Annotated in this window: 24 protein-coding genes; 21 read left to right on the top strand and 3 right to left on the bottom strand. The window is 43.3% G+C overall.

Features of this window, described 5'->3' with window-relative positions; translation table 11 throughout:
* The 9 genes from QY309_10440 to QY309_10480 all read left to right on the top strand — a co-directional run bounded on the left by QY309_10440 (nucleotide 1) and on the right by QY309_10480 (nucleotide 10,231).
* Entirely contained in the window at nucleotides 1-1,431 is a 1,431-nt protein-coding gene (locus tag QY309_10440) for a DUF3857 domain-containing protein (protein ID WKZ58288.1), read from the top strand.
* A gap of 198 nt (nucleotides 1,432-1,629) precedes the next feature.
* Nucleotides 1,630-2,637, top strand: coding sequence for an amidohydrolase family protein (locus QY309_10445; protein ID WKZ58289.1), 1,008 nt, complete (start codon nucleotides 1,630-1,632; stop codon nucleotides 2,635-2,637).
* A gap of 3 nt (nucleotides 2,638-2,640) precedes the next feature.
* Nucleotides 2,641-3,258 (top strand): hypothetical protein, encoded by a 618-nt coding sequence (locus QY309_10450; protein ID WKZ58290.1) that lies wholly within the window; start codon nucleotides 2,641-2,643, stop codon nucleotides 3,256-3,258.
* 80 nt (nucleotides 3,259-3,338) lie between these two features.
* A complete protein-coding gene (locus QY309_10455; GenBank protein WKZ58291.1) occupies nucleotides 3,339-4,385 on the top strand; it encodes a rhodanese-related sulfurtransferase in 1,047 nt (348 codons plus the stop codon).
* Nucleotides 4,385-4,924, top strand: coding sequence for a molybdopterin adenylyltransferase (mog, locus tag QY309_10460; protein WKZ58292.1), 540 nt, complete (start codon nucleotides 4,385-4,387; stop codon nucleotides 4,922-4,924). The genes QY309_10455 and mog overlap by 1 nt, the downstream gene beginning before the upstream one ends.
* 12 nt (nucleotides 4,925-4,936) lie before the next feature.
* Nucleotides 4,937-5,914, top strand: a complete 978-nt coding sequence (locus tag QY309_10465; protein WKZ58293.1) for a M23 family metallopeptidase — start codon at nucleotides 4,937-4,939, stop codon at nucleotides 5,912-5,914.
* A gap of 117 nt (nucleotides 5,915-6,031) precedes the next feature.
* Nucleotides 6,032-6,565, top strand: a complete 534-nt coding sequence (locus tag QY309_10470) for a hypothetical protein (GenBank protein ID WKZ58294.1) — start codon at nucleotides 6,032-6,034, stop codon at nucleotides 6,563-6,565.
* A 10-nt stretch (nucleotides 6,566-6,575) separates the two neighbouring features.
* Entirely contained in the window at nucleotides 6,576-7,523 is a 948-nt protein-coding gene (locus tag QY309_10475; GenBank protein WKZ58295.1) for a hypothetical protein, read from the top strand.
* A gap of 2 nt (nucleotides 7,524-7,525) precedes the next feature.
* Nucleotides 7,526-10,231 (top strand): CHAT domain-containing protein, encoded by a 2,706-nt coding sequence (locus QY309_10480; GenBank protein ID WKZ58296.1) that lies wholly within the window; start codon nucleotides 7,526-7,528, stop codon nucleotides 10,229-10,231.
* Nucleotides 10,232-10,425: 194 nt separating this feature from the next.
* Here the strand turns inward: QY309_10480 and QY309_10485 are convergent, their stop codons facing one another.
* From QY309_10485 to QY309_10495, 3 genes are all read right to left on the bottom strand, one after another.
* Entirely contained in the window at nucleotides 10,426-12,711 is a 2,286-nt protein-coding gene (locus tag QY309_10485) for a TonB-dependent receptor (protein WKZ58297.1), read from the bottom strand.
* Nucleotides 12,712-12,719: 8 nt separating this feature from the next.
* Complete coding sequence (locus tag QY309_10490) at nucleotides 12,720-13,079, bottom strand: heavy-metal-associated domain-containing protein (GenBank protein ID WKZ58298.1); 360 nt, start codon at nucleotides 13,077-13,079, stop codon at nucleotides 12,720-12,722.
* Between the two features lie 76 nt (nucleotides 13,080-13,155).
* Nucleotides 13,156-13,476 carry a hypothetical protein gene (locus tag QY309_10495; protein ID WKZ58299.1) on the bottom strand — a complete coding sequence of 107 codons (321 nt, stop codon included), beginning with the start codon at nucleotides 13,474-13,476 and terminating at the stop codon, nucleotides 13,156-13,158.
* Between the two features lie 181 nt (nucleotides 13,477-13,657).
* On the opposite strand from QY309_10495, the gene QY309_10500 reads away from it, so the two are divergent.
* From QY309_10500 to QY309_10555, 12 genes are all read left to right on the top strand, one after another.
* Nucleotides 13,658-14,314, top strand: coding sequence for a protein-L-isoaspartate(D-aspartate) O-methyltransferase (locus QY309_10500; GenBank protein ID WKZ61696.1), 657 nt, complete (start codon nucleotides 13,658-13,660; stop codon nucleotides 14,312-14,314).
* 18 nt (nucleotides 14,315-14,332) lie between these two features.
* Nucleotides 14,333-14,857, top strand: coding sequence for an acyl-CoA thioesterase (locus QY309_10505; protein WKZ58300.1), 525 nt, complete (start codon nucleotides 14,333-14,335; stop codon nucleotides 14,855-14,857).
* Nucleotides 14,854-15,243 carry a hypothetical protein gene (locus tag QY309_10510; protein WKZ58301.1) on the top strand — a complete coding sequence of 130 codons (390 nt, stop codon included), beginning with the start codon at nucleotides 14,854-14,856 and terminating at the stop codon, nucleotides 15,241-15,243. Before QY309_10505 ends, QY309_10510 begins: the two co-directional genes overlap by 4 nt.
* A 182-nt stretch (nucleotides 15,244-15,425) precedes the next feature.
* A complete protein-coding gene (locus QY309_10515; protein ID WKZ58302.1) occupies nucleotides 15,426-17,723 on the top strand; it encodes a sodium-translocating pyrophosphatase in 2,298 nt (765 codons plus the stop codon).
* A gap of 72 nt (nucleotides 17,724-17,795) precedes the next feature.
* Nucleotides 17,796-18,224 carry a DUF2147 domain-containing protein gene (locus QY309_10520; protein WKZ58303.1) on the top strand — a complete coding sequence of 143 codons (429 nt, stop codon included), beginning with the start codon at nucleotides 17,796-17,798 and terminating at the stop codon, nucleotides 18,222-18,224.
* A 94-nt stretch (nucleotides 18,225-18,318) separates the two neighbouring features.
* Nucleotides 18,319-18,858 (top strand): sigma-70 family RNA polymerase sigma factor, encoded by a 540-nt coding sequence (locus QY309_10525; protein ID WKZ58304.1) that lies wholly within the window; start codon nucleotides 18,319-18,321, stop codon nucleotides 18,856-18,858.
* Nucleotides 18,859-18,862: 4 nt separating this feature from the next.
* Nucleotides 18,863-19,720: a hypothetical protein gene (locus QY309_10530; protein ID WKZ58305.1), complete on the top strand. Its 858-nt coding sequence runs from the start codon at nucleotides 18,863-18,865 to the stop codon at nucleotides 19,718-19,720.
* Nucleotides 19,721-19,790: 70 nt separating this feature from the next.
* A complete protein-coding gene (locus QY309_10535) occupies nucleotides 19,791-20,678 on the top strand; it encodes a permease-like cell division protein FtsX (protein WKZ58306.1) in 888 nt (295 codons plus the stop codon).
* Nucleotides 20,679-20,682: 4 nt separating this feature from the next.
* Nucleotides 20,683-20,892 carry a DUF3098 domain-containing protein gene (locus tag QY309_10540; GenBank protein WKZ58307.1) on the top strand — a complete coding sequence of 70 codons (210 nt, stop codon included), beginning with the start codon at nucleotides 20,683-20,685 and terminating at the stop codon, nucleotides 20,890-20,892.
* 17 nt (nucleotides 20,893-20,909) lie between these two features.
* Nucleotides 20,910-21,704 (top strand): undecaprenyl-diphosphate phosphatase, encoded by a 795-nt coding sequence (locus QY309_10545; protein WKZ58308.1) that lies wholly within the window; start codon nucleotides 20,910-20,912, stop codon nucleotides 21,702-21,704.
* A complete protein-coding gene (truB, locus tag QY309_10550) occupies nucleotides 21,704-22,357 on the top strand; it encodes a tRNA pseudouridine(55) synthase TruB (GenBank protein ID WKZ58309.1) in 654 nt (217 codons plus the stop codon). Before QY309_10545 ends, truB begins: the two co-directional genes overlap by 1 nt.
* A complete protein-coding gene (locus QY309_10555) occupies nucleotides 22,354-23,289 on the top strand; it encodes a bifunctional riboflavin kinase/FAD synthetase (protein ID WKZ58310.1) in 936 nt (311 codons plus the stop codon). Before truB ends, QY309_10555 begins: the two co-directional genes overlap by 4 nt.
* Nucleotides 23,290-23,324 lie beyond the last annotated feature (35 nt).

Genomic DNA, 23,324 nt, shown 5'->3' on the forward strand with positions numbered 1-23,324 from the left:
ATGTCAGTTCTGCGACTATATGGTATTCTTTTACTCGGTCTTTACTCCAGCGCATTAACCGCTCAAAAATTACTTCGGCCCAGCAATATTGGGATCATAGATACCACATGGTTGACGATGAAAAACTTTGAGGCAGACTCCACAGCCCTGGCGGTAATTCTATTTGATTATGGAAAATGCACAGCTGACCCATATTGGGGAACAACATTAACAGTTCAAAGACGAATAAAAATTTTTAAAAAAGAAGCTTTTGACGATTGGGGCAACTATACAATAAAAGCAGAGGACTCAAAATTGTTAGACTTTTCCGGTACCGTATACAATCTTGATCAAAACCGAAATATTACTAAAACACGCCTCAATTTAAAGGACGTATTCAATGAAAAACGTAAAGGAAACTTAGACACAAAGATATTTTTCCCAAACATAAAAGAAGGCTCAATTATTGAGTTTACATACACTATTAAAACAAGTAGCTATGCAATTTTCGAATGGCACTTTCAGCACTCAATACCTGTACAACAGAGCGAGTATGAAGTTTTCTTTCCAGGCAGCATATTTGGTGTAGCAGCAATCATAAATGGCCTTTATGATTTAGATGTTTCGGTAAAGCAAGAAGGAAAGCTTAGAAAATATACTTTAACTAATGTACCGGCCTTCAAGGAAGAACCCTTTATGCCTAACCCAAAGCTATACAGGTCGTCAATTATATTTCCCCCTAGATTCAAACAAGGGTTTTCAGAAGAATACACTAAAGATTATCTGCTAAAACATGGGATAACGCGTGACAGCGCAAAAATGGACACCCGAATGGCTGTTCAATCAAATTTTAAAATTGATCCAAAAGGAAATTTAGACGGAACTATTATCGTTGACCTCTCAGGATATGAAGCAACCTTAGCACGAAAAAAGATTGAAGAGCTAGGACAAGATAGGTTTCTAAAAGAAGAGTTAGGTGATAAAGTGTGGACGGTGAAGAATCAAACACTGCAAAACGTAGCTGACAAAAATCTTAGCTTAGTAGCAAAGTATGAGTTATTCATTCCTAACCATTCAATTGTAACCGATAGTCTAATTTATATTAATCCATACTTAGGAATAAAAGAGGAAAACAATCCCTTCAAACTAGAACGCAGAAATTATCCAGTCGATTTAGGCGCAAGAATTGAAAGAGTTATAACAACTGTACTCACTATGCCAAAAGGATATGAAGTGGATGAACTGCCCGCTTCTGGCATTATTGAGCTTCCAAACAAAACAGCAACATTTACTATATCCACTACTAATCTAGCTGACAATATTTTTGTTACTAGTAGGTTGAAATTTAATAAAGTAATCTACAATGTGCCTGAATACCCCGCATTACGCGAATTTTTTTCTAGGGTAGTTGCAAAACAATCAGAGCAAATTGTTTTAAGGAAATCTCAATAATTTGTATTTGAAGTTTAACCTAACGTGGCATAAGGTGCTGAATTTTAAGTTCCGCTGATGTATAGAAATTAAATATTCGTAACCAAGACAGTACTAGGGAAAATTACTTTTAAAGTATTCTTTAAACATCCATGAATATTACCACCTTGTTGAACTCTTTCCAAAAACTCCGATATTGCAGGATTGCAAAAACAATCCATGCTTAAAATAGATACCCATACGCACATCATTCCGAAAAAGCTGCCCAACTGGAGCGAGAAATTCGGGTATGGCGATTTTATTTATTTACAGCATCACAAGAAAGGCTCAGCCAAAATGATGCGGGGCAATCAATTCTTTCGCGAAATCAAGGAAAACGCATGGAATCCGAAACTCCGAATTGACGAATACGCACACTTCAACACGCAGGTTCAGGTGGTATGCACCATACCCGTTATGTTTTCTTACTGGGCCAAACCGTTGGATTGCCTAGATCTTTCCCAGTTTCTAAACGATCACATTGCCGAACTGATTGAAAAACATCCCAAACACTACCTGGGATTGGGCACATTGCCCATGCAGGATACCGAGTTGGCCGTGCAGGAACTTGAACGCTGTAAAAAAATCGGGTTGCAAGGCATTCAAATTGGCTCAAACATCAACGACCTGAACCTGAATGAAGACCGCTTCTTCCCCATTTTTGAAGCGTGCGAAAAATTGGGCATGGCGGTAATGGTGCACCCGTGGAATATGATGGGACAAAAAAATATGCAACGCTATTGGTTGCCCTGGTTGGTAGGCATGCCTGCCGAAACTACCCGTGCCATTTGTTCCATGATCTTCAGTGGCATCTTTGAAAAGCTTCCCAACATTCGGGTCATGTTTTCGCATGCGGGCGGATCGTTTCTGGCCACACTTGGTCGCATTGAGCATGGTTTTAATTGCCGGCCCGACCTGGTGGCCATGGATAACCCCGTAAATCCCCGTAACTATTTGGGTAAGTTTTGGGTTGATAGCATAACCCATGACCCGATCATGTTGGAATATGTACTTAAAATGATTGGTTCAAAAAAAGTGGTGCTGGGCTCCGATTATCCTTTTCCACTTGGAGATTTGGAAATTGGCAAGTTTATTGTAGACATGAATCTGGAAACTTCCGTTAAAGAAGATATTTTTTATAAAGCCCCGCTCGAATGGTTAGGAGTATCCGAGGATCGATTTAAGTAACGTATGAAACAATTTCTCTTTTTCCTTTTGTATACAATCACTGTATCTGCAATTGCGCAAGATGATCGCGCAGCAGCACAACAATTGCGTGCCGAGCAGGAACAAGCCAAACGTGCTGCGTTGCTGCGCACGATGGATGAAGCGGTTAGTCAAATGAATGAGGGTCTCTATGCAGATGCGGATGAGAAATTTGTTTACGTACTGAACAACATTCGCGGTGTACCTTCTGATCTTACCTTTTACTTCGGTAAAAATTCTTTCTACCTGAATAAATTCAAACAAAGTGTTGATTGGTTGAATAAGTATATTCAACTGAAAGGAACCACCGGGCAGCATTATGCAGAAGCCGTTAACCTGTTGAAGAAAGCAGAAGTTGAAGTACTAAACGAACGCGCCCGCGAGGCTGCCAAAGCGCAGGAAGTGTTATCACAAAACTACGACATCGACTGCGGCCCCACCGGAAAAGTGATGTGTCCGGTTTGTAAAGGCACAACCGTAATCGTGAAAAAGGGTGCCTTTGGAAACGAATACAAAACCTGCAATTACTGCGACAAGCACGGACTGCTCACCTGCGAACAATACAACCAGTTGATTCGCGGAGAACTCAAACCCCGGCAGTAACCAACGCACCTTCTACGTATACTTAAAAAGCCGTATATTTGCGGTCATATTACGTTTTCCTGCGAAAGACGGTAATAACCATGCAATTATTTAATCGAATTGAGGGCAAGTTGCTCAAGGAGCGACTTTACCTGACTCCCAATCCTGAGCGCACCACGCTCTCTTTTTACAAATACCACCAGATTGCTGATCCTAAAGGTTTCCGTGATAAGCTGTACCTAGATTTTGCTTCCGTTGACGTATGGGGAAGAATTTATGTGGCGCATGAAGGCATTAACGGACAAATCAGTGTACCCACGCAAAAATTCAATGAGTTTAAAGATATTCTGTATGCCATAGATTGGCTAAAGGGAATACGTTTGAATATAGCGGTAGAAGATAACGGTAAATCATTCTTCAAACTGAAGATTTTGGTGCGCAACAAAATCGTAGCCGATGGATTGGATGACAGCACCTTTGATGTAACCAATAGTGGCGTTCATTTGAATGCGCCCGAGTTTAATAAACTTACCGAAGACCCTGATACCATCGTAGTCGATATGCGCAATCACTACGAAAGTGAAGTTGGGCATTTTAAGCATGCCATTTGTCCTGATGTAGACACGTTTCGTGAAGCATTGCCTGTAGTGGAAAAAATGCTGGAGGACAAAAAAGACAAGAACGTGATCATGTACTGCACAGGCGGCATTCGTTGCGAAAAAGCAAGCGCATGGATGAAGCACCGTGGATTCAAAAATGTATTTCAATTGAATGGTGGGATTATCGAATATGCACGCCAGGTAAATGAACAAGGGCTTGAGAATAAATTCCTCGGAAAGAACTTTGTGTTTGATGAGCGACTGGGTGAGCGAATCTCTGATGACATCATCAGCACCTGTCATCAATGCGGAGCTCCTTGCGATGACCACACCAATTGTAAAAACGATGGTTGCCACTTGCTTTTCATCCAATGCAAAGCGTGCGCAGAAAAATACAACGGCTGTTGCTCAACGGATTGTGCTGACATTATGATGCTACCCGAAGAGGAACAGAAAGCAATACGCAAAGGAATTAACAAAGGTCGCCAGGTATTCAAAAAAGGCCGCTCCGAAAAACTGGGCTTGAAAGTCAAAACCGTATCTGCCTGATGAGCGATCAGATCATTCGTATTGGAATTATAAACGTGAGTGATCGCGCCAGTCAGGGTATTTATGAAGACATACCCGGAAAGGAGATTGTAACCGTGCTGAATGAATACATAAAAAGTCCGTGGGAAAAAGAATATGCAGTAATCCCCGATGAGCAATCACTGATCGAACAAACGCTTATTGAAATGGCCGATGAAAAAGGCTGTAGCCTGATCGTTACCAGTGGCGGAACGGGGCCTGCCAAACGCGATGTAACTCCAGAAGCCACCGAAGCCGTATGCGACAAAATGATGCCCGGCTTTGGCGAGCTTATGCGGCAAGAAAGCCTGAAATACGTGCCTACGGCCATCCTTTCGAGGCAGACAGCCGGAATTCGGGGAAAATGCTTAATTTTGAACCTTCCGGGGAAGCCTAAGGCCATCCGGCAGTGCTTGAATGCTATTTTCCCAGCGATTCCATATTGCATTGATCTGCTGGAAGGACCGTTCATCGAATGCAATGAAACAGTCATGAAACCATTCAGGCCGCATTCACTATAATTGCAAGTTTTTATGAAAATCAAGTACTACTACGACACCGAAACCTGTAAGTACGAACGCGTAAGAACGCGCACCAGCGACATTATTCTAAATGCATTGGGGTTATTCTTTTTAACCCTTGCAATGGCGGCTGGAATTTACCTGATGTTCAGTACCTACTTTGAATCTCCGAAAGAGTTGGTACTTAAAAATGAGGTAAAGGAACTCGAGTATTATTATGAGCAACTCAATGAAGAAGTTACCCAGCTAAATCAGGCCATGAATAACCTCGAACACCGCGATGATAATATTTATCGTGTGGTGTTGGGCGCTGAGCCAATCGACAAATCTGTTCGGAATGCCGGTGTGGGTGGTGCAGAACGCTATGCGGATATTAAGGAAAAGAACTTTCTACACAGAGATGCCATTGTCGAACTCCACGAAAAAATTGATAAGCTAAAGCGCAAAATCTACATTGAATCCAAGTCGCAGGATGAAGTCGTGCAGCTTGCTGAAAACAAAGAAAAACTTTTTGCAGCCATTCCGGCCATTCAACCGATAGCCAATAAGCAACTGATTGCGCTGGCATCAGGTTTTGGTATGCGCGTACATCCCGTTTACAAGGTAAAGAAAATGCACTCGGGTATTGACTTCGCTGCACCCATCGGTACTCCTATATATGCTACCGCAGATGGTACCATTGAAGATGTAAGTGTTCGTTTTAGTGGATACGGAAAGATGATCATTATTGATCATGGCTTTGGATATAAAACCCGCTACGCACACATGCATGAATTTGCCGTGCGTCAGGGACAGAAAGTAAAGCGTGGCGACTTGATAGGTTACGTTGGAAACACCGGATTATCGACCGCCCCCCACCTGCACTATGAAGTACTGCTGAATGGCGTAATGATTAACCCTGTACACTATTTCTATAACGATCTTTCTCCGGCCGAGTACGAAAAGGTTATTGAACTTGCTTCTATTGAAAACCAATCGTTGGGAATGTAAGCCTCATATAAAGATTCTATTTAAGAAAGCCCGAAGCATAATTCGGGCTTTTTGCTTTATAGGATTTTTCTAGCCGGTTATGTACCTTCACCATTCATTCCAAAAACCCTCACCCGGATGAAAAGGATTATACTCTTTTTTTTCATCGCATTATTATTCTCCACCTGCTCCGAAGTTGAATTTATCAATGGGGTGCCTAGCCGGCAATATGCCAATACTGTAATTGATTTTAGTTCACAATACTCATCAAATAGTTGGGCGGCAAACAAAGCTCTCGGAGAGGAGAATGTTTATCCTGGTTATGGAGATAACACAAATGCATGGGCTTCCTACACAACGGATGAACAGCGCGAATTCATTGTATTGGGTTTTGAAACTCCACAAACCATACACACCATTGAAATCTTTGAAACCTACAATCCGGGAGCTATCGATACCGTATTTATTCGGAATGAAGCAACCGGACAATGGCGGAAAGTCTATTCAAAACCAGCGCGAACAGACTTGCCTCCCGAGTCCCGAATATTCGCTATCTATTTTCAGGAAACAACCTTCCTTGTAGATGCCATCCGATTGGCACTTAACAGTCCTGCCGTTCGCGGATGGAATGAAATTGATGCCGTGGCCATTGGTGGACAAAGAGAAAAATAACAATATGAAGATGAATAAATCAATTCTTCTTTCACTTCTGCTGCTTTCAGCTGCTAATTTAGTTATTGCACAAGGCTGCAGCGATGCAGGCTTCTGCACCATGGGGGCGATGAAACCCGATCAGCCCTTTAACAAAAAAGTACCGATCAAACTGAGGTCAATGGAGTTGAGTTTTTACCGTGGAAGCTCAACCATATCTCCGGTTATCTATGTTGCTACACTCGATATGAGTTTTAACGTAATCGATAATAAAACTTTTGTGCAAGTAAAACTGCCGTACCAGGCGGTTAATGGTAACTTCGGGAACACCAGCGGCTTAAGCGATATATCGTTTTGCATCACCCGAAACCTGTATTCATCTGAAAAGTTCGATATCGGCCTAACGGTTGGCGGAAAAATCCCTACTAACGACTCCAATCTTAAGGATGATGAATTTGGTCTTTCCTTACCGATGTATTACCAAACCAGTCTGGGAACGTATGATGCCATCGCAGGCATCTCTTTGGTGAATCGAAAGTGGCTCTTTGCTACAGGCATTCAACATCCGTTCAATGCGAATGGCAATCAGTTTCGGTGGGGTGAATGGATACCTGTTTATGAAGGCGGACCGGATTACGTTCGAAAAAACCATCTCTGCTACGAGTTGAAGCGCGGAACAGATATTATGTTCAGGGCTGAACGGAATTTCCGGTATGCACGATTTAATTTTTCAGTAGGATTACTCCCCATCTGGAGAATTACAAAAGACGAGATATTTAACACCAACCTTAATGAACGTGTTAAGCTTGACGGAACACTTGGCATGGCACTTTCGGGTATTGTTACAGCCGGATACAGTTTCAATGTAAAGTCGGGTGTTCGATTGCTGGTGGGTAAAAAAATAACCCAACGCGATGTTAATCCGGATGGATTAACCCGAAACGATGTAATGACTGTCAGCTACTTTTACCGGTTCTGATTATGAAAAGATCTTTTCTTTCCTTTTCGCTAATGCTTATAAGCCTGTTAGTAGCAGGCCAGGTTAAGAACGATATTATCAGCCAGATTGACGCATTACTTTTTGACTCCAGATACACAGAGGCCATTCAAAAAATTGATCAACAAACGAATGGCAACGTTGATACGCAGATTCGCCTGATGAATAAAAAGGCAGAAGCACTAATCGGTTTAGGTAAGTATGAAGATGCCGATAAACTACTGCAAGAGGCAATAACCAAATGTAAAGATTCAAAAAACAACAAGGTACTTCAGGCGATTACGCAATCATCGCTAGGCTATCTTTATCTTAACCAGGGAAAATTTGACCAGGCGCTGGAGCAGCTTACTGTTGCATCAGCAACGCTACAAGAACGTGGCAGTCCTTTGGAAACAGCGCAAGCATTAACCAATCTTGGCTCTACCTATAACAGTACGGGCAAATACCTGCAAGCCGAGGAACAGTTTCAAATGGCCTTAAGTCTGCGGCAAAGTGAATTACCCGATACACACGAACTAATCGCCAACTCATACAACAACCTTGGTTTTGTGAACAATGCGATAGATCCAGATAAAGCGATTGAATATTTTGAAAAAGCTACCGCTATTTATGAAAAGCTGTATGGTAAAGATCATTCTAAAATGGCCATCGCCAACACCAACCTGGGTTTTGCGTACGCACAAATTGAATTATATGGCGATGCCATCAACTATTACGAAACCGCATTAGCGATTTGGGAAAAAGTAAATCCGCAGCCCACACCTTCCAAAGCATTTGTGCTCTCCAGTTTAGGCTACACCTACACCCGGTTAAACGACAACAAAACGGCACTTGAGTTTTACAACAAAGCCATGGCTATGTACGAGGCCTCGTACGGAAAAAAACATCCGGATATTGCCGCGCTTCACAACCGAATCGGAAATATTCATCAAAGCAGCGATAACTATGATGAGGCGTTAAAAAGTTATCAGGCGGCATTGATTGCCAATGTAAACGATTTCAATTCAGAAAATATTGAAACCAATCCAGCAGGCACAAACTTCTACAACGGCAATCAATTGCTTTACTCCATGATGTACAAGGCCCAGGTAGTGGAAGCTCGGCATCTTGGAAAAACACTAAAACAAAGTGATCTTGACCTTGGCTTGAAATTTCTAAAGGACTGTGATGCACTCATTGACCGCCTCAGGCAACAAGCCACAAACGAAGCCGATAAAATTACGCTTGGCTCAATCGCCAATGAAGTGTACGCTGATGGTGTTCGGATTGCCTTTTTACTGAGCGATGTGGCATTCAAAAACCGAAAATATTATCGGGAGCAATGCTTCTATTTTGCAGAAAAAAGTAAATCGGCTGTGCTGCTGGGGGCTATTTCGGATACCAACGCGAAATCATTTGCCGGTGTGCCTGAAGATCTGTTGCAGGAAGAAAATAGCTTAAAGGCTGCCCTTGCATTAGTGGCGCAAAAACTTGCGCAAAAGCCTACGGAAGAAGAAGAGAAGTATTTAAGAGAAACAGCCTTTCATCTTAATCAAAGCTATCAAAGCTTCATTCAAAACCTGGAAAAGCAATACCCGGAGTACTTTAACTTAAAGTACAATGTTGCCTCTCCCTCAATTGCAGATATTCAAAAGCGTTTGAATTCTAAAACCGCGGTAATCAGTTACTTCATTGATGACAGTAAACGAGATTCCCCCACCCGATTATACACCTACATCATCACGCATAAGTCTTTCAAAATCACAGATCAAAAATTACCGGACGATTATGATCGGAGCATCACCGGTTTGCGTAACGGGCTATTCTACATGGGCGAAGATGCCTACATTGCTTCAGCCGTTAAGCTTCACAATTTATTGATACCGAAAATTTCCAGGTCAATAAAAGACCTGGTGGTTTTACCCACCGGCCGAATGAGTGTTATTCCGTTCGAAGCCCTACTCACCAAACCGGTTAAAGATTTCGCAACACCCTACCCCTCGCTTCCGTATCTTTTAAAGAAGTATGCCGTACGGTATGAGTTCTCCGCGGGATTATTGCTGCAAAAGAAGGACACCGGCTCATCTTCCATCGCCTCTGCCCTGTTGTGTGCACCGGTAAACTTTCCATCGCGCGACAACCTGAATGCTTTGCCCGGAACAGAACAAGAAATAAATACCATTCAAAATCTACTCGCCAGTAAAAACATTTCAACTGAGGTATTGCTTCAGGGAAAAGCCAACGAAACAGCCATCAAGTCGGATAAACTTAAAAGCCATACTTTAATCCACCTGGCTACGCATGGTATTGTTGATGAAAATAACCCGGAGCTATCACGCATCTTTCTTCAAACGGATTCGGAAGCAGAAGATGGAAATTTGTTCTCAGGCGAAATCTATAACCTCCACCTCAATGCCGATCTGGTTACGCTCTCCGCCTGCCAAACCGGGCTTGGAAAAATTTCTAAAGGTGAAGGGGTGATTGGGCTCTCGCGTGCTTTGGTGTATGCTGGCGCTAAAAACATTATGGTGTCCTTCTGGAGTGTAGCTGATGAGTCAACCGCTGTACTGATGACAGATTTCTACAAATTATTATTGGAGAAGCCCGCCATTAATTACAGTGAAAATTTGCGCGCTGCTAAACTCAATATGATCAACTCAAAGTTTGCAGCACCCTATTATTGGGCACCTTTTATTCTGATTGGTTTCTGAGTTCCCAGAAATTGTGCATAGCAATAAAGTTAACAGGTTCTACTTGGCGGACTTTGCGTGAATCTAGCTTTGCGGGTTTTGCGTGAAACCTTTCTAACCTGACAAAACCTAATAGACCAGGACTAATACTAAAAAAGAATTGAGTCGTATTTACCGACTCATTCTTCGCTTCTATCTGCATCAACACTGCTGCATCAATTCATTCTAAACCGGAAACCGGCATACACCATCCTACCAAAGATGGGCCCCCACACCAATGAAGAATCAAAATTATTGTGCCCACCAAACGGATCGTCAGCAGCTACAATCGGATTGTCTAAGGTGAAGTTGTTGATGTTTTCAACACCCAGGTAAACACTCCATTTATCCTTAATATCCTTGGTAACCTGTGCATTCATGAGCATATACGAAGTGGAATAGGTTTCACGCTGATACTGCGGCAAATTCGCTGACGTATTAGGAATACGTTGCTTACCTAACACCTGAACCGTGTAGTCGAACTTCCAACGGTTTTTGGTTTCATACGCCAGGTTTACAAAAGCCCGATGTTGCGGAATCAATGGTCGGGTTAAACGACCATTCGTGTAATCGGTTTGCACATCAAGCCAACGATAGGCCATGCGCAAATCAAATCTGCGCATCAACTCATAATCGACCTGAAATTGAAAGCTTTGTGAAAATGACCTACCGGTCAGTCCAAAAAATCGTGCTTCCCGAGTGCTGTAATCCATATCCAGCACCACCTGGTTTTCAAAATCCGTATAGAAGTAATCAACCGTGATGGAACCCGGGCGGTAATCCAGTGTAAAATCCTGCGACAGGTTTACCCCATAATTCCAGGCCATATCGGGTTTATAACCGTACGCATAATTCGTTTGCAAACCAGTGAATACAAACTGCCTGGCTGATGCCAACACACCTGTACTTTCAGTAAGGAGATTAGCCAATCGTATTCCCCTTCCACCCGATACCCGAAATGTTGTGGTTTCAGTAGCGTTGTAACGCAGGTGTAATCGAGGTGTATAAAGTGGCCCAAATAAATTATGATGGTCTAGGCGTAAACCTGCAATTGCAGAGAACTTGCCGCCTGCATCATAGTTGTACTCCATGAAAACACCGGGAACAAATTCTCTTCGATCAAAAAGAATTGAATTCACAGGAGTATCTCTGTAAATGATATCCAATTCCTGATTGGCGAAAGTCTCATCTACCCGATCATACAAAAAGCTGGCACCAGCTTTAAATTTATGATTGGTAGAACCGATAATCGATTGATAGATCAGGTTCGCATAAACTGATTTTTCATTCGCATCGTGTTCATTGAACCCATAAAAACTGGTATGGTCATGTTGCATCACTGACCACTGAAAGCCGATGCTCTTGTAGGGCTTTCCGTTAAATTGATACCCTACTTTTCCCCAAGCTTCATAACGTTTCGTATCAATTTCAAAACCATACCGGTTAGTCGTGAATCTATCTTCTGCGCCAAAATCGGTTTGACCACCTTGCTTTACATCGCTCAATAGTTTCACTCCAAATTGCGTAAGCAAACCTTTACCATTGTTATACACCCAACGGTTAATGGCATTAAACTGACTTCCTGTTGGGAAATCCAGAAAGGAATCATCGTTACTATCCATTTCAAACGGGCGGGTACTGCCATGAAGCAAAAAGGTAGTAGCCCATTTTTCGCCAACATGTGCAGTATAGTTGAGATTGAGCTCTGAACGGGCGGCATTGTTCACATAGCCATTCACATACAGGCGCTCACTCTCTTCAGGTTTTTTCAACTCTACGTTAATTTGTCCGGCTATGCTTTCATAGCCATTGATCACCGAGCCCGTTCCCTTTGTTACCTGAATGGAGTTTATCCAGGTACCCGGTATAAACTGTATCCCTTGACTGGAAGCTAATCCACGAACACCAGGCATATTTTCAATTGAGATCATGGTATTCGGACCGGCCAACCCCAACATTTGAATCTGGCGCGTGCCGGTAATAGCATCGGTGAAGGCCACATCAACCGATGGATTAGTCTCAAAACTCTCAGACAAATTGCAGCATGCTGCCTTGAATAATTCTTTCTCCGTCATCACTGTGGTATTGATACCGCGGGTATGATCAATTCCGGAAGACGGCTTCCAACCGACAACCGTTACTTCATCCAACAGCTCATCGGGAACGAGTATAACTTTAATCCGGGTTTGCGGGTTATATTTTATCGTATCACTTTGGTACCCGACATAACTAATCACCAGATGGGTTGCGCCTTCCAATGGGTCAATCATAAACACACCATTTGCTTCTGTTGAGGTGCCTTGAGTTGTACCCAGCCACACCACATTGGCACCAGCCAGTGGTTCCTCAACACCTTTCGCATTTTTCTCCACCACCAGTCCCATTATTTTCTGCGCGTGCACAACTCCCATAGTTATGGTGAGTGTTGTTGCGCACAGCAACACACGAATTAACTTCAACATAGAGTGAATTAGTTATCGGTGATACCGGAGTGATCATGATCGCGATAGAGGCAGCAGTAAGGCAGTTTGCCATACACGGTGTCCTTCGCCTTTACCTGATCCGTATCATGCCCAACAGAAGCAACCAGTTCATGAATTTGCTTCTCAGTGATTCGTGTAGAAACATAAATCACTTCAAGGTTTTTCGTCTTCGTATTCCAGGTTGCCTTTTTTATACCCTTGTGATCAAGGGCTTTTTCTATTCGGCTTTTACACATGCCACAATTTCCATAAACCTTGATGTTGGCAGTCACAACTTTATCCTGAGCCTGAACAAAAACAGGCAGAGCTAAAATCAGTAGGAGAATTAAAAATGAATTGGTTTTCATAATGCTTAAATGATACAGTTTAAAAATGCTTAATTGATTAAAACTAAATCTGCACCGGTAATCCGGGCCATGTCAATCAAGCCTGATCATCGTAAAGCACATAGCTACAATTGAGCTTAAAGATGGGTTTTGGAGGGATTAAATAATCGGTATTACGATTATTTAAATAAGTTGAACTCGTTAATCCGATTTTATCAGTTTCTAAAACGAAAATTTCCCCTAATTCTACTAAAACGGGTACAGTAACTAACGAAAATGAGGTAGACGACTGATCATCAACGATTTTAATGATTTCGAGCTCATCGTGGCAACAACCGCTATTTTCGGGGATAAATTGACCACAGGCGCATTTTTTCGCCTCAAAAGTGAAGAATTCCGCGGATTTTGCCCGCCCCATGCAGTAGTGTGTGGTTTTCACCACGCCTACTGTCAGGAGCAGGTAAATACACGTGAACGCTATGGCAAAAAGCTTATTCACTGTGCATGAGAGAACCCTAAAGTACGCGGGTTGGTTTCAATTTTCCTAAAGATTTTCAGAAACTTTGTTCATGGCGAAAAAATGCCCTTTTTTGCGCCAAATTGAAATGTTAGAGGATAATTACAGGCAGCGGGGGCTCCGAAATAAGCTGGTTAAAGTGCTGCAAAATAAGGGCATAAAAGATGAGCGTGTACTGGCCGCTATTGGCAAGGTTCCGCGCCATGTTTTCTTTGAAAATGCCTTCCTGGAGCACGCCTATCAGGATAAGGCTTTTCCCATTGGCGAAGGGCAAACCATCTCCCAACCCTATACGGTGGCCTTTCAAACCGAAAAACTGGAAGTAAAGCCGGGCGACAAAGTGCTGGAAATCGGCACAGGGTCAGGGTACCAGGCTTGCGTGCTGTTGGAAATGGGCGCCAAGGTGTTCACCATCGAATACAACAAGAAACTCTACGAAACCGCGAAAGCCTTTCTTCCTAAACTCGGGTACAAACCATTTTTCTTTTTTGGTGATGGATCAAAGGGAATTCCAGCAAAAGCTCCCTACAACAAAATCATTGTAACTGCAGGTGCACCCATCGTTCCGGATGCATTGATTGATCAACTTGCTGAGGGAGGTATATTGGTTATACCCGTTGGGGACCGAAACAAACAGGTGATGCTGAAGATCACCAAAAAGAACGGAAAGCTGACTAAAGAAGAATTCGATTATTTTAGCTTTGTGCCGCTATTGGGCGAACAAGGTTGGGGTAAATAGCCATAATCAAAAAACAGAATGCCAAGAAAGAAAAAATTTCCGCGCGAATCATTTGTTAGCATGACTGAACTTGTGCTGCCCAATGATACCAATACACTCAACAACCTAATGGGTGGCCGGTTGATGCATTGGATGGATATTGTTTCAGCCATTGCCGCACAGAAACATTCCAATCGCATCGTAGTAACGGCATCTGTTGATAATATTTCTTTTAAGCACCCGATACTGTTAGGCAACGTAGTAACCCTGAAAGCCAAGGTTACGCGTGCATTCAACTCCTCCATGGAAGTACGCATTGATGTGGATGCCGAAGACATCCCATCCGGAAAGAAAATGGAAAGCAACAGTGCCTTCTTCACCTTCGTGGCTGTTGACCAAAGCGGTCGGCCGATTGATGTACCGGAAATTGAACCGGAAACGGATGAAGACAAGGAATTTTACAACGGTGCTTTACGCAGAAGACAACTTCGCCTGATACTTGCTGGTCGTATGAAGCCACACGATGCGCATGAACTGAAATCCATTTTTAACCTGGAGGAATGACGCTGCCGCGCGATCTTGTGGAACAAACCTTTCAGGAAGAACTCTACGCAATTCGTGGCAACACTATTGTTTTAGTCCCGCAAGACTGGTCGACCTATAAACCGGACGAACAGGAACTGCTCATCAAAATTCTCAATTCGGTTAAACTCAGGTTTGAAGGCATTCAACTTCTGGTTAAAACAGAAGCTGACCTGGAAACGCTCCGAATATTCAATCCCGTTTCCATTCTGTCATTTGGCGTTACCCTGAAGCAAGCGACCACTTCCTATACGTCCATCACCTGGGAAGGAATCCGGGTGGTATTGGCCGACAATCTTTCGGCCCTGGATGATCAAAAGAAAAAACAGCTTTGGGGTGTTCTCAAAACGACCTTTTTGGGATCATAAAAATACCTCAACCTGCAAATTCCGATGATTTTTGCAGGATTTACGAGTTATTCTATCTTTGCGCTGCTTTTTAAGGCCTATTGTCGAATGCGTTAAAATTTCAGCCTAATTCAAGGCTTAAACCTGTTGGCAGCGGACGACCTTAAGAAACACTAACTGAATCGATAACCTTAATAACTATCATGGAAAACTTACTCTATTATCTCCCGATATTCGGTGTATTGGGAATCATTTTCGTCTTATGGAAAAGCGCCTGGGTAAACAAGCAGGATGCAGGCTCAGACAAAATGAAAAAAATTGCCGGCCACATTGCCGAAGGCGCCATGGCCTTCCTGAAAGCCGAGTATAAAATATTGGCAATTTTCGTTTTATGCGTTGCCATATTGCTTGGTGTAACGGCAAATGCTGAAACCTCTTCACCGCTGGTGGCTGTCTCATTCATTTTGGGTGCCTTCTGTTCAGCGTTAGCCGGTTTTATCGGTATGAAGGTGGCAACCAAAGCAAACGTGCGCACTACTCAGGCTGCACGTACCAGCTTAGGCCGCGCCCTTGAGGTTGCTTTTGCCGGTGGTTCAGTTATGGGTATGGGCGTTGTTGGTCTTGGTGTGTTAGGGTTAAGCACCTTGTTCATCATTTACTCTAACATGTTTGGTATTGATAACCAGGCAAACCTGACCCAGGTAATTACTATCATCACTGGATTTTCATTTGGTGCTTCTTCTATTGCACTTTTTGCTCGTGTTGGTGGTGGTATTTATACCAAAGCTGCTGACGTAGGCGCTGACCTGGTAGGTAAAGTTGAAGCCGGTATTCCTGAAGATCACCCTTTGAACCCTGCAACGATCGCAGATAACGTTGGTGACAACGTAGGTGACGTTGCCGGTATGGGTGCCGACTTATTCGAATCATACGTAGGTTCCATTGTTGGTACCATGGTATTGGGTGCCGCGTTTATGGTGCCTGGTTTTGTAGATAATTTCAACGGACTTTCTGCGGTATTACTTCCGCTTGTTTTAGCTGGAGTAGGAATTGTAATGTCGTTCCTCGGAACATTCTTTGTTCGCGTAAAAGAAGGCGGTGATCCGCAAAGAGCTTTGAACATGGGTGAATTCATTTCATCAGGTTTAATGATTGCCGCTTCTTATTTCATTATTACCAATATGCTCCCTGAGCAGTGGACGTTCACTGATCCATTGTACACCAATGATGACGGAACTCCATTTGTTCGCACCATGACCGCTATGGGCGTATTCTGGGCAACCGTAATCGGTTTGATTGCCGGTTTGATGGTTGGTCTGATTACAGAATACTATACCGGTATGGGCAAGAAGCCAGTGGTTTCTATTGTTCGTCAGTCTTCAACAGGTGCGGCAACTAACATCATTGCGGGCCTGGGCGTGGGTATGATGTCAACCGCCCTTCCGATCATCATCATTGCATTTTCAATCATTGGCGCGTTCTACTTCGGTGGATTGTACGGTATCGCGATTGCTGCAGTAGGTATGCTTTCAAACCTGGGTATTCAATTAGCTGTGGATGCTTACGGTCCTATTTCTGACAATGCCGGTGGTATTGCTGAAATGTCGGAGTTACCGAAGGATGTACGTACCCGCACTGATAAGTTGGATGCGGTTGGAAATACCACAGCGGCTATCGGTAAAGGTTTTGCTATTGCTTCTGCTGCGCTTACCGCCCTTGCTCTGTTTGGTGCGTTCATGACAACCGCCAAGCTTGGCTCTATTGATGTATCAAAAGCCAACGTAATGGCTGGTTTATTCATCGGAGGTATGTTGCCTTTCGTATTCTCAGCTATGGCGATGGGCGCTGTTGGTCGTGCCGCGATGTCGATGATTGAAGAAGTGAGACGCCAGTTTACTTCCATCCCGCAATTGAAAGCTGCATTGGATGCCATGAAACGCAATGGCGACAAGGCTATTGAAGAATGGTCGGATGAAGACAAGAAAATATTCCATGAAGCAGATGGCAAGGCCGAATACGGTAAGTGTGTGGAGATTTCTACACAGGCTGCCATTCGTCAAATGGTGTTACCTGGCCTTATGGCCGTTATTGCTCCGGTACTAATTGCTTTCCTGCCGGGCTTCGGTGTGGAAGCATTGGGTGGTATGTTGGCCGGTGTTACCGTATCGGGTGTATTGATGGCTATTTTCCAATCGAATGCCGGTGGCGCCTGGGATAATGCCAAGAAAAGCTTTGAAGAAGGTGTTGAAATCAACGGCCAGAAGTACTATAAGAAATCTGAACCACACAAAGCAGCAGTTGTGGGCGACACGGTAGGTGATCCGTTCAAGGATACTTCCGGTCCTTCCCTGAACATCTTGTTAAAACTGATGTCGGTAGTGGCCTTGGTTATTGCTCCGCTTTTGGCTCCATCTTCACAAATGGAAGCAAATGTAGAACAGACCAAACCGACTATTGAAGTAGTAAGCACCACCCCTGCTGATGAGGCAGAGGTAAAATAATATTTTTTGAATCTTTGAAAACCCTGACCTAACCGTCAGGGTTTTTATTTTTGTACCAAAACGACCAACTCTATGCGTAACACCTTGTCCCTGATTTTTCTGTTTTTTTCGTTAAGCGCCTTTAGCCAAACTTCCGTTTTGGGTCAATGGAAATCCATTGATGACAATACAGGCGAGACCAAATCCATTGTTGAGATTTTTGAGCGCGGTGGGCTGATCTACGGAAAAGTGATCAAAATATTCCCCAAGCCCGGCAAGGACACGGACCCCGTATGTGAAAAATGTCCGAAGGATGATGAACGGTTTCAAAAAAAGATTCTCGGCATGGAGATCATCCGGAAGCTAAAAAAAGATGGAGATGAATACGCTGAAGGAGATATTCTGGATCCCGAGGCTGGAAAAGTTTACCGATGTAAAATCTGGCTCGAAGGCAAAGACCTTAAAGTTCGCGGGTATTGGGGGCCTGTATGGCGCACCCAAACGTGGAAAAGAGTATCTTAACCACTGAAAAAAACAGGTAATCGATAAATCTAAAAGAAATCCCGTACACGGGTTACATCGCACATACCCAATGGTATACAAGTCGAGCTCAGTAATGGAAGAAAAGGAGATCTTTGACCGCATCTGTCGAGGCGATGAGAAGGCTCTGGAGTTCCTATACAAGAAATATTACAGGATGATGACCAAATTGGTTATCACCAACAGTGGAACGGAAGAAGAGGCCCGCGACATTTATCAGGATGCCCTGGTGGTTTTCTGGCAAAAAGCAACCTCCGGAAAGCTGGTAATGACCTCCAAAATCAGCACATATATCTACAGTATATGCCAGAATTTGTGGAGAAAGGAATTGGACCGCAAAAAGCGCCTTTCCAATGAAGAAAAGGATGTTGCGGTAACATTGGACACTGAAACCGAGGAGCGGAACAGAATTATCGCCCAATGTATTGAACAACTGGGCGAAACCTGCAAGAAGGTTTTGATGTATTACTACTTTGAAGAAATGTCGATGCAGGACATTGCCGAAAAATTGGGATTTGCCAATACGGATACTGCAAAGACAAAGAAATATAAGTGTAAAAAGAAATTAGATGAATTGGTGAAGGCTCAGTACTCTGAGCGGGACTTTTTAGATTAAGAACATGGCCTTAGAAAAGGATTTAGAATTACTGGACGACTACCTGTCGAACCGCTTGAATGAGCAGGACAGGCAGGCTTTTGAGCAAAAGCTTGAGGCTGATCCGGAATTAAAAAAAGAAATGCAGCTACAGCAATCGTTGGTAGAGAGCATTCGTCAGGCACGCGTTGCAGAGTTAAAAACAATGCTGAATAATATTCCGGTTGCTTCCATCTCCGGTGGGCAAACGGCATTATTTACAAAGGTGATCTCATCGGTGGTTGTGGTAGGCATTATATCAACCGCTGTTTACTTTTATTTTGATAAGGCAGAAACCCCCGAAACGACTACTATTGCAGAACAAAGTGAGCCATCAGAAACTCCTGAAACAGTAGCCATACCAGAACCGGAAAATGCACCGGAAGAAAATTCAGTTGTTGATGAGCCCGATGAACCTCAGGTTATAGAAAAGAAAGCATCAGAAAAGAAAGTTGCTCCTTCAGCTGATCAAAAACCAAAGCTTGATTTGTTTACTCCGGAAGAAGAAGTGGCGAATGATCCCATACTTCAGCATGAACGCGAACAACTCGCCATCATTTCCGAGGCTTTTGTAACCTCAAGCATTGAAGTGGAAACAGATGCCAACAACAGAAAGTATAATTTCCACTACCTATTCAGAAATGGCAAACTGATTCTATACGGTTCGTTTGAAGAGAACCTGTATGAAATACTCGAATTCATTTCGCAGGATAAGCGCACGGTCTTCCTGTATTATAAATCCAGCTATTACCTGTTGGATGTAAAAAAAGACACACCCACAGAACTGGTGGCCATTCGTGATCCCAAGCTGATCCAAAAGTTAAAAGAGCATCGTGTAGACTGATTGAGGGGGAGCCAATAAAAAGCCTCTGGTAAATTTCCAGAGGCTTTTTTATTTCCTAAATTTGGCCGCTATGCAAAAGTCCTACAGCAAGAAAAAACTGGGCAGTTACCCATCTGTTGGGGTTATCATCAGCATTACGCTAGCCCTGATCGTTATCGGACTTTTCGGAATTGCCCTCATCTACTCCAATCAGCTAGAAAAACTGGTTCGTGACAACATTCGCATGGAAGTGTACCTGAATACCAACCTAACCGAAACCCAACGCGATCAGATTGAGAAAAAACTGGAGGCGCTACCCTACATCAGTAAAGAAACCCTGGGCCCTGCCCTTCAGTTTGTTTCCAAAGAACAAGCTGCCAAAGAATTTGTGGAGAAAACCGGAGAAGATTTTACTGAATTATTGGGAGAAAACCCGCTGCATGATGCCTACCTGGTCAGCATTGATCCCAACTTTCATCAGGCCGAGGAGATGCAAAAAATAAAGAAAGAGATTGAAGGCATGAATGGAATCTTTCAGGTGGTACCAAAAGAAGGCCTGATTGAATCGGTTAATAAAAATATCACCAGCATATCACTCATTTTACTTGGGTTAGCCACCTTACTGCTCATAACCGTTGTGCTGTTAATCAATAATACGATCAGGCTTGCGTTATTTTCGCAACGGTTCCTCATCCGAAGCATGCAATTGGTGGGTGCCAAGCATTGGTTTATTCAACGACCGTTTATTGTTCGGTCACTGTTATACGGATTGATAGCCGCGTTGCTCGCTTCGGCTGGTATTGCTGCGTTGGTTAATTATGCGCACGGAGAAATTGAAGACCTTGTGCTGCTTATGAATAAAGACCATGTATTGATGCTGGCTTGTGCACTTGTAATTCTTGGCATGTTGGTCGCGGCAATCAGCACGTTTTTCTCCATTGGCCGCTATTTAAAAATGTCGCTTGACGAACTCTACTAGTATTATGGAAAATAAACTCCCGTTTACAAAAAAGAATTATCAGATCATGGTACTTGGGCTGGTTACGCTAGTGATTGGCTTCATCGTGATGTCGCTCGATAAAGAAGATTATGGTTTTGGATTTCTTGGATTGACCTTGGGCCCGCTTATTGTATTAACCGGCTTTGTAATTGAAGTCGTGGCCGTGCTCTACCGTCCTGATCAAAAGAAATAACACCGTAACCATACTTCATGTCGGTACTCGAATCGATTATACTGGCCATTATAGAAGGCCTGACTGAATTTCTTCCCGTTTCTTCTACCGGTCATATCATTATCGGCTCGTCTGTAATGGGCATTGCTGACGATTCATTTACCAAAGTATTTACCGTGGCCATTCAATTTGGCGCCATTCTTTCTGTAATCGTTTTATACTGGAAAAAATTTCTTCAGTCGTTTGAGTTCTATTTCAAGTTGGGAGTCGCGTTTATACCCGCAGCCGTGGTTGGTCTTTTACTCAACGACTACATTGATGCCTTGCTTGAACGCATTGAAGTAGTTGGCTTTATGTTGATCATTGGCGGAGTAATCTTTTTGTTTATCGATAAAGTATTCGAAGCCAACGAAAAAAATCTGGATCAACGCATCACCTATCCGGTTGCGTTAAAGATTGGCATCTTTCAATGCATAGCCATGATCCCTGGCGTTTCCCGTTCCGCTGCCACCATTATTGGCGGACTCACGCAAAAATTAAACAAGAAAACGGCTGCCGAATTTTCTTTCTTTCTGGCCGTGCCCACCATGTTTGCCGCCACAGCTTATAAGATGCTGGTTTTTTATAAAGATGGTCCCGGTTTTTCTGCTCAGGAGGTAAACCTGCTGATTATCGGAAATATAGTAGCATTTATCGTGGCCTTGATAGCGATTAAATCGTTCATCAGTTTCCTCACCAGGCATGGGTTTAAAGTTTTTGGGTATTACCGGATTGTGCTCGGCTTGGTTTTGTTAACCCTGTACTACCTGGGTGTTGATCTCGCTGTTGTGTAATGGAAAATCCTTCGGTTGATCGTGTGTTGCTCATTAACAAACCGCTTCAATGGACTTCCTTTGATGTGGTGAACAAGCTACGCTACAAACTGAAAATGAAAAAGATCGGTCATGCAGGAACACTGGATCCACTCGCCACAGGTTTGCTCATCATCTGCACCGGCAAAATGACCAAGCGCATTGAAGAATTTATGGGGCTGGAAAAAGAGTACACCGGAAAAATCGTGATCGGGCAAACAACTCCATCGCATGATTTGGAAACTGCAGTATCGGACCCGGTTGATGTAAACCACATCACCCTGGATACCATACGCGCTGTTGCCCGCGAGTTAACCGGTAAAATTCAGCAAATACCACCGGCTCATTCGGCTATAAAAATTGGCGGGAAACGAGCTTATGCCATGGCGCGTAAAGGAAAAGACCCGGAACTTAAACCTCGCGAAGTGGAAGTAAGCGTCTTTGAAATCGTATCGTATGAAAAGCCGGTTGTTGAATTCCGGATTGTTTGTTCGAAAGGCACTTACATACGCAGCCTCGTACGCGACCTGGGTGAAAAACTTGGCGTTGGCGCCTATCTTTCACAACTTTGCCGCACCCGTATAGGTTCATATAAACTGGAGGACAGCCTGACGTTGGAAGAAGTGGAACCATGAAAATCTATCACACACCGGATGATTTTGTAAAACTCACCAACGCTGTTGTAACCAGCGGCACATTTGATGGCGTTCATGTAGGCCATCAAAAAATTCTGGCGCGGTTAAAAGAAGTGGCCGAGAAATCAAGGGGCGAAACGGTAGTGATAACCTTCTGGCCTCATCCGCGGTTAGTGTTATATCCGGAAGATACCAGTCTGAAATTACTCAACACCTTTGAGGAAAAAGCTGAACTACTCAAACAAGAGGGCATTCGGCATTTAATCAGAATCCCGTTCACCAAAGAATTTTCAAATCTTTCATCAGAAGAATTCATTACCCGAATTCTGGTTGAGACCATCGGTACAAAAAAATTGGTGATTGGCTACGATCATCGCTTTGGCCACAACCGTGAAGGCAGCTTTGAAGAGTTAAAAGTCAACGGACCACGCTATGGATTTGATGTAGAAGAAATTCCTCCGCAAGATGTTGATAACATTACGGTGAGCTCCACAAAAATTCGCAAAGCGCTTGAAAGCGGTGATATCGAAACAGCCAATCATTTGCTTGGCAAGCCCTACAGCATCAGCGGACGCGTAATCAAGGGAGACCGGTTAGGTCGGTTAATCGGATTCCCCACGGCCAACATTGACATTGACACACATTACAAGTTAATTCCTGTTGACGGAATATATTCAGTAACAGCATCGCACGAAGGGCAAACCTATAAAGGCATGCTTTATATCGGGTACAGACCCACCGTTGGTGGTGCGCACAAATCCATAGAAGTGAATATTTTTGATTTCGATAAAGATATTTATGGTGAAACACTTACCATAAAATTCATCAACATGATTCGCAGCGATATGAAATTCAACGACCTGGATGAACTCAAAGAACAACTTCATCGCGATAAAGAAGAAGCTTTGAAACAGCTGAAAGAAGTGTTGTGAATTGAAAGCTGATTACAGAGATTTACTGAAAACAA

This window comes from Cyclobacteriaceae bacterium (genome assembly GCA_030584025.1).
Lineage (GTDB): Bacteria > Bacteroidota > Bacteroidia > Cytophagales > Cyclobacteriaceae > UBA2336.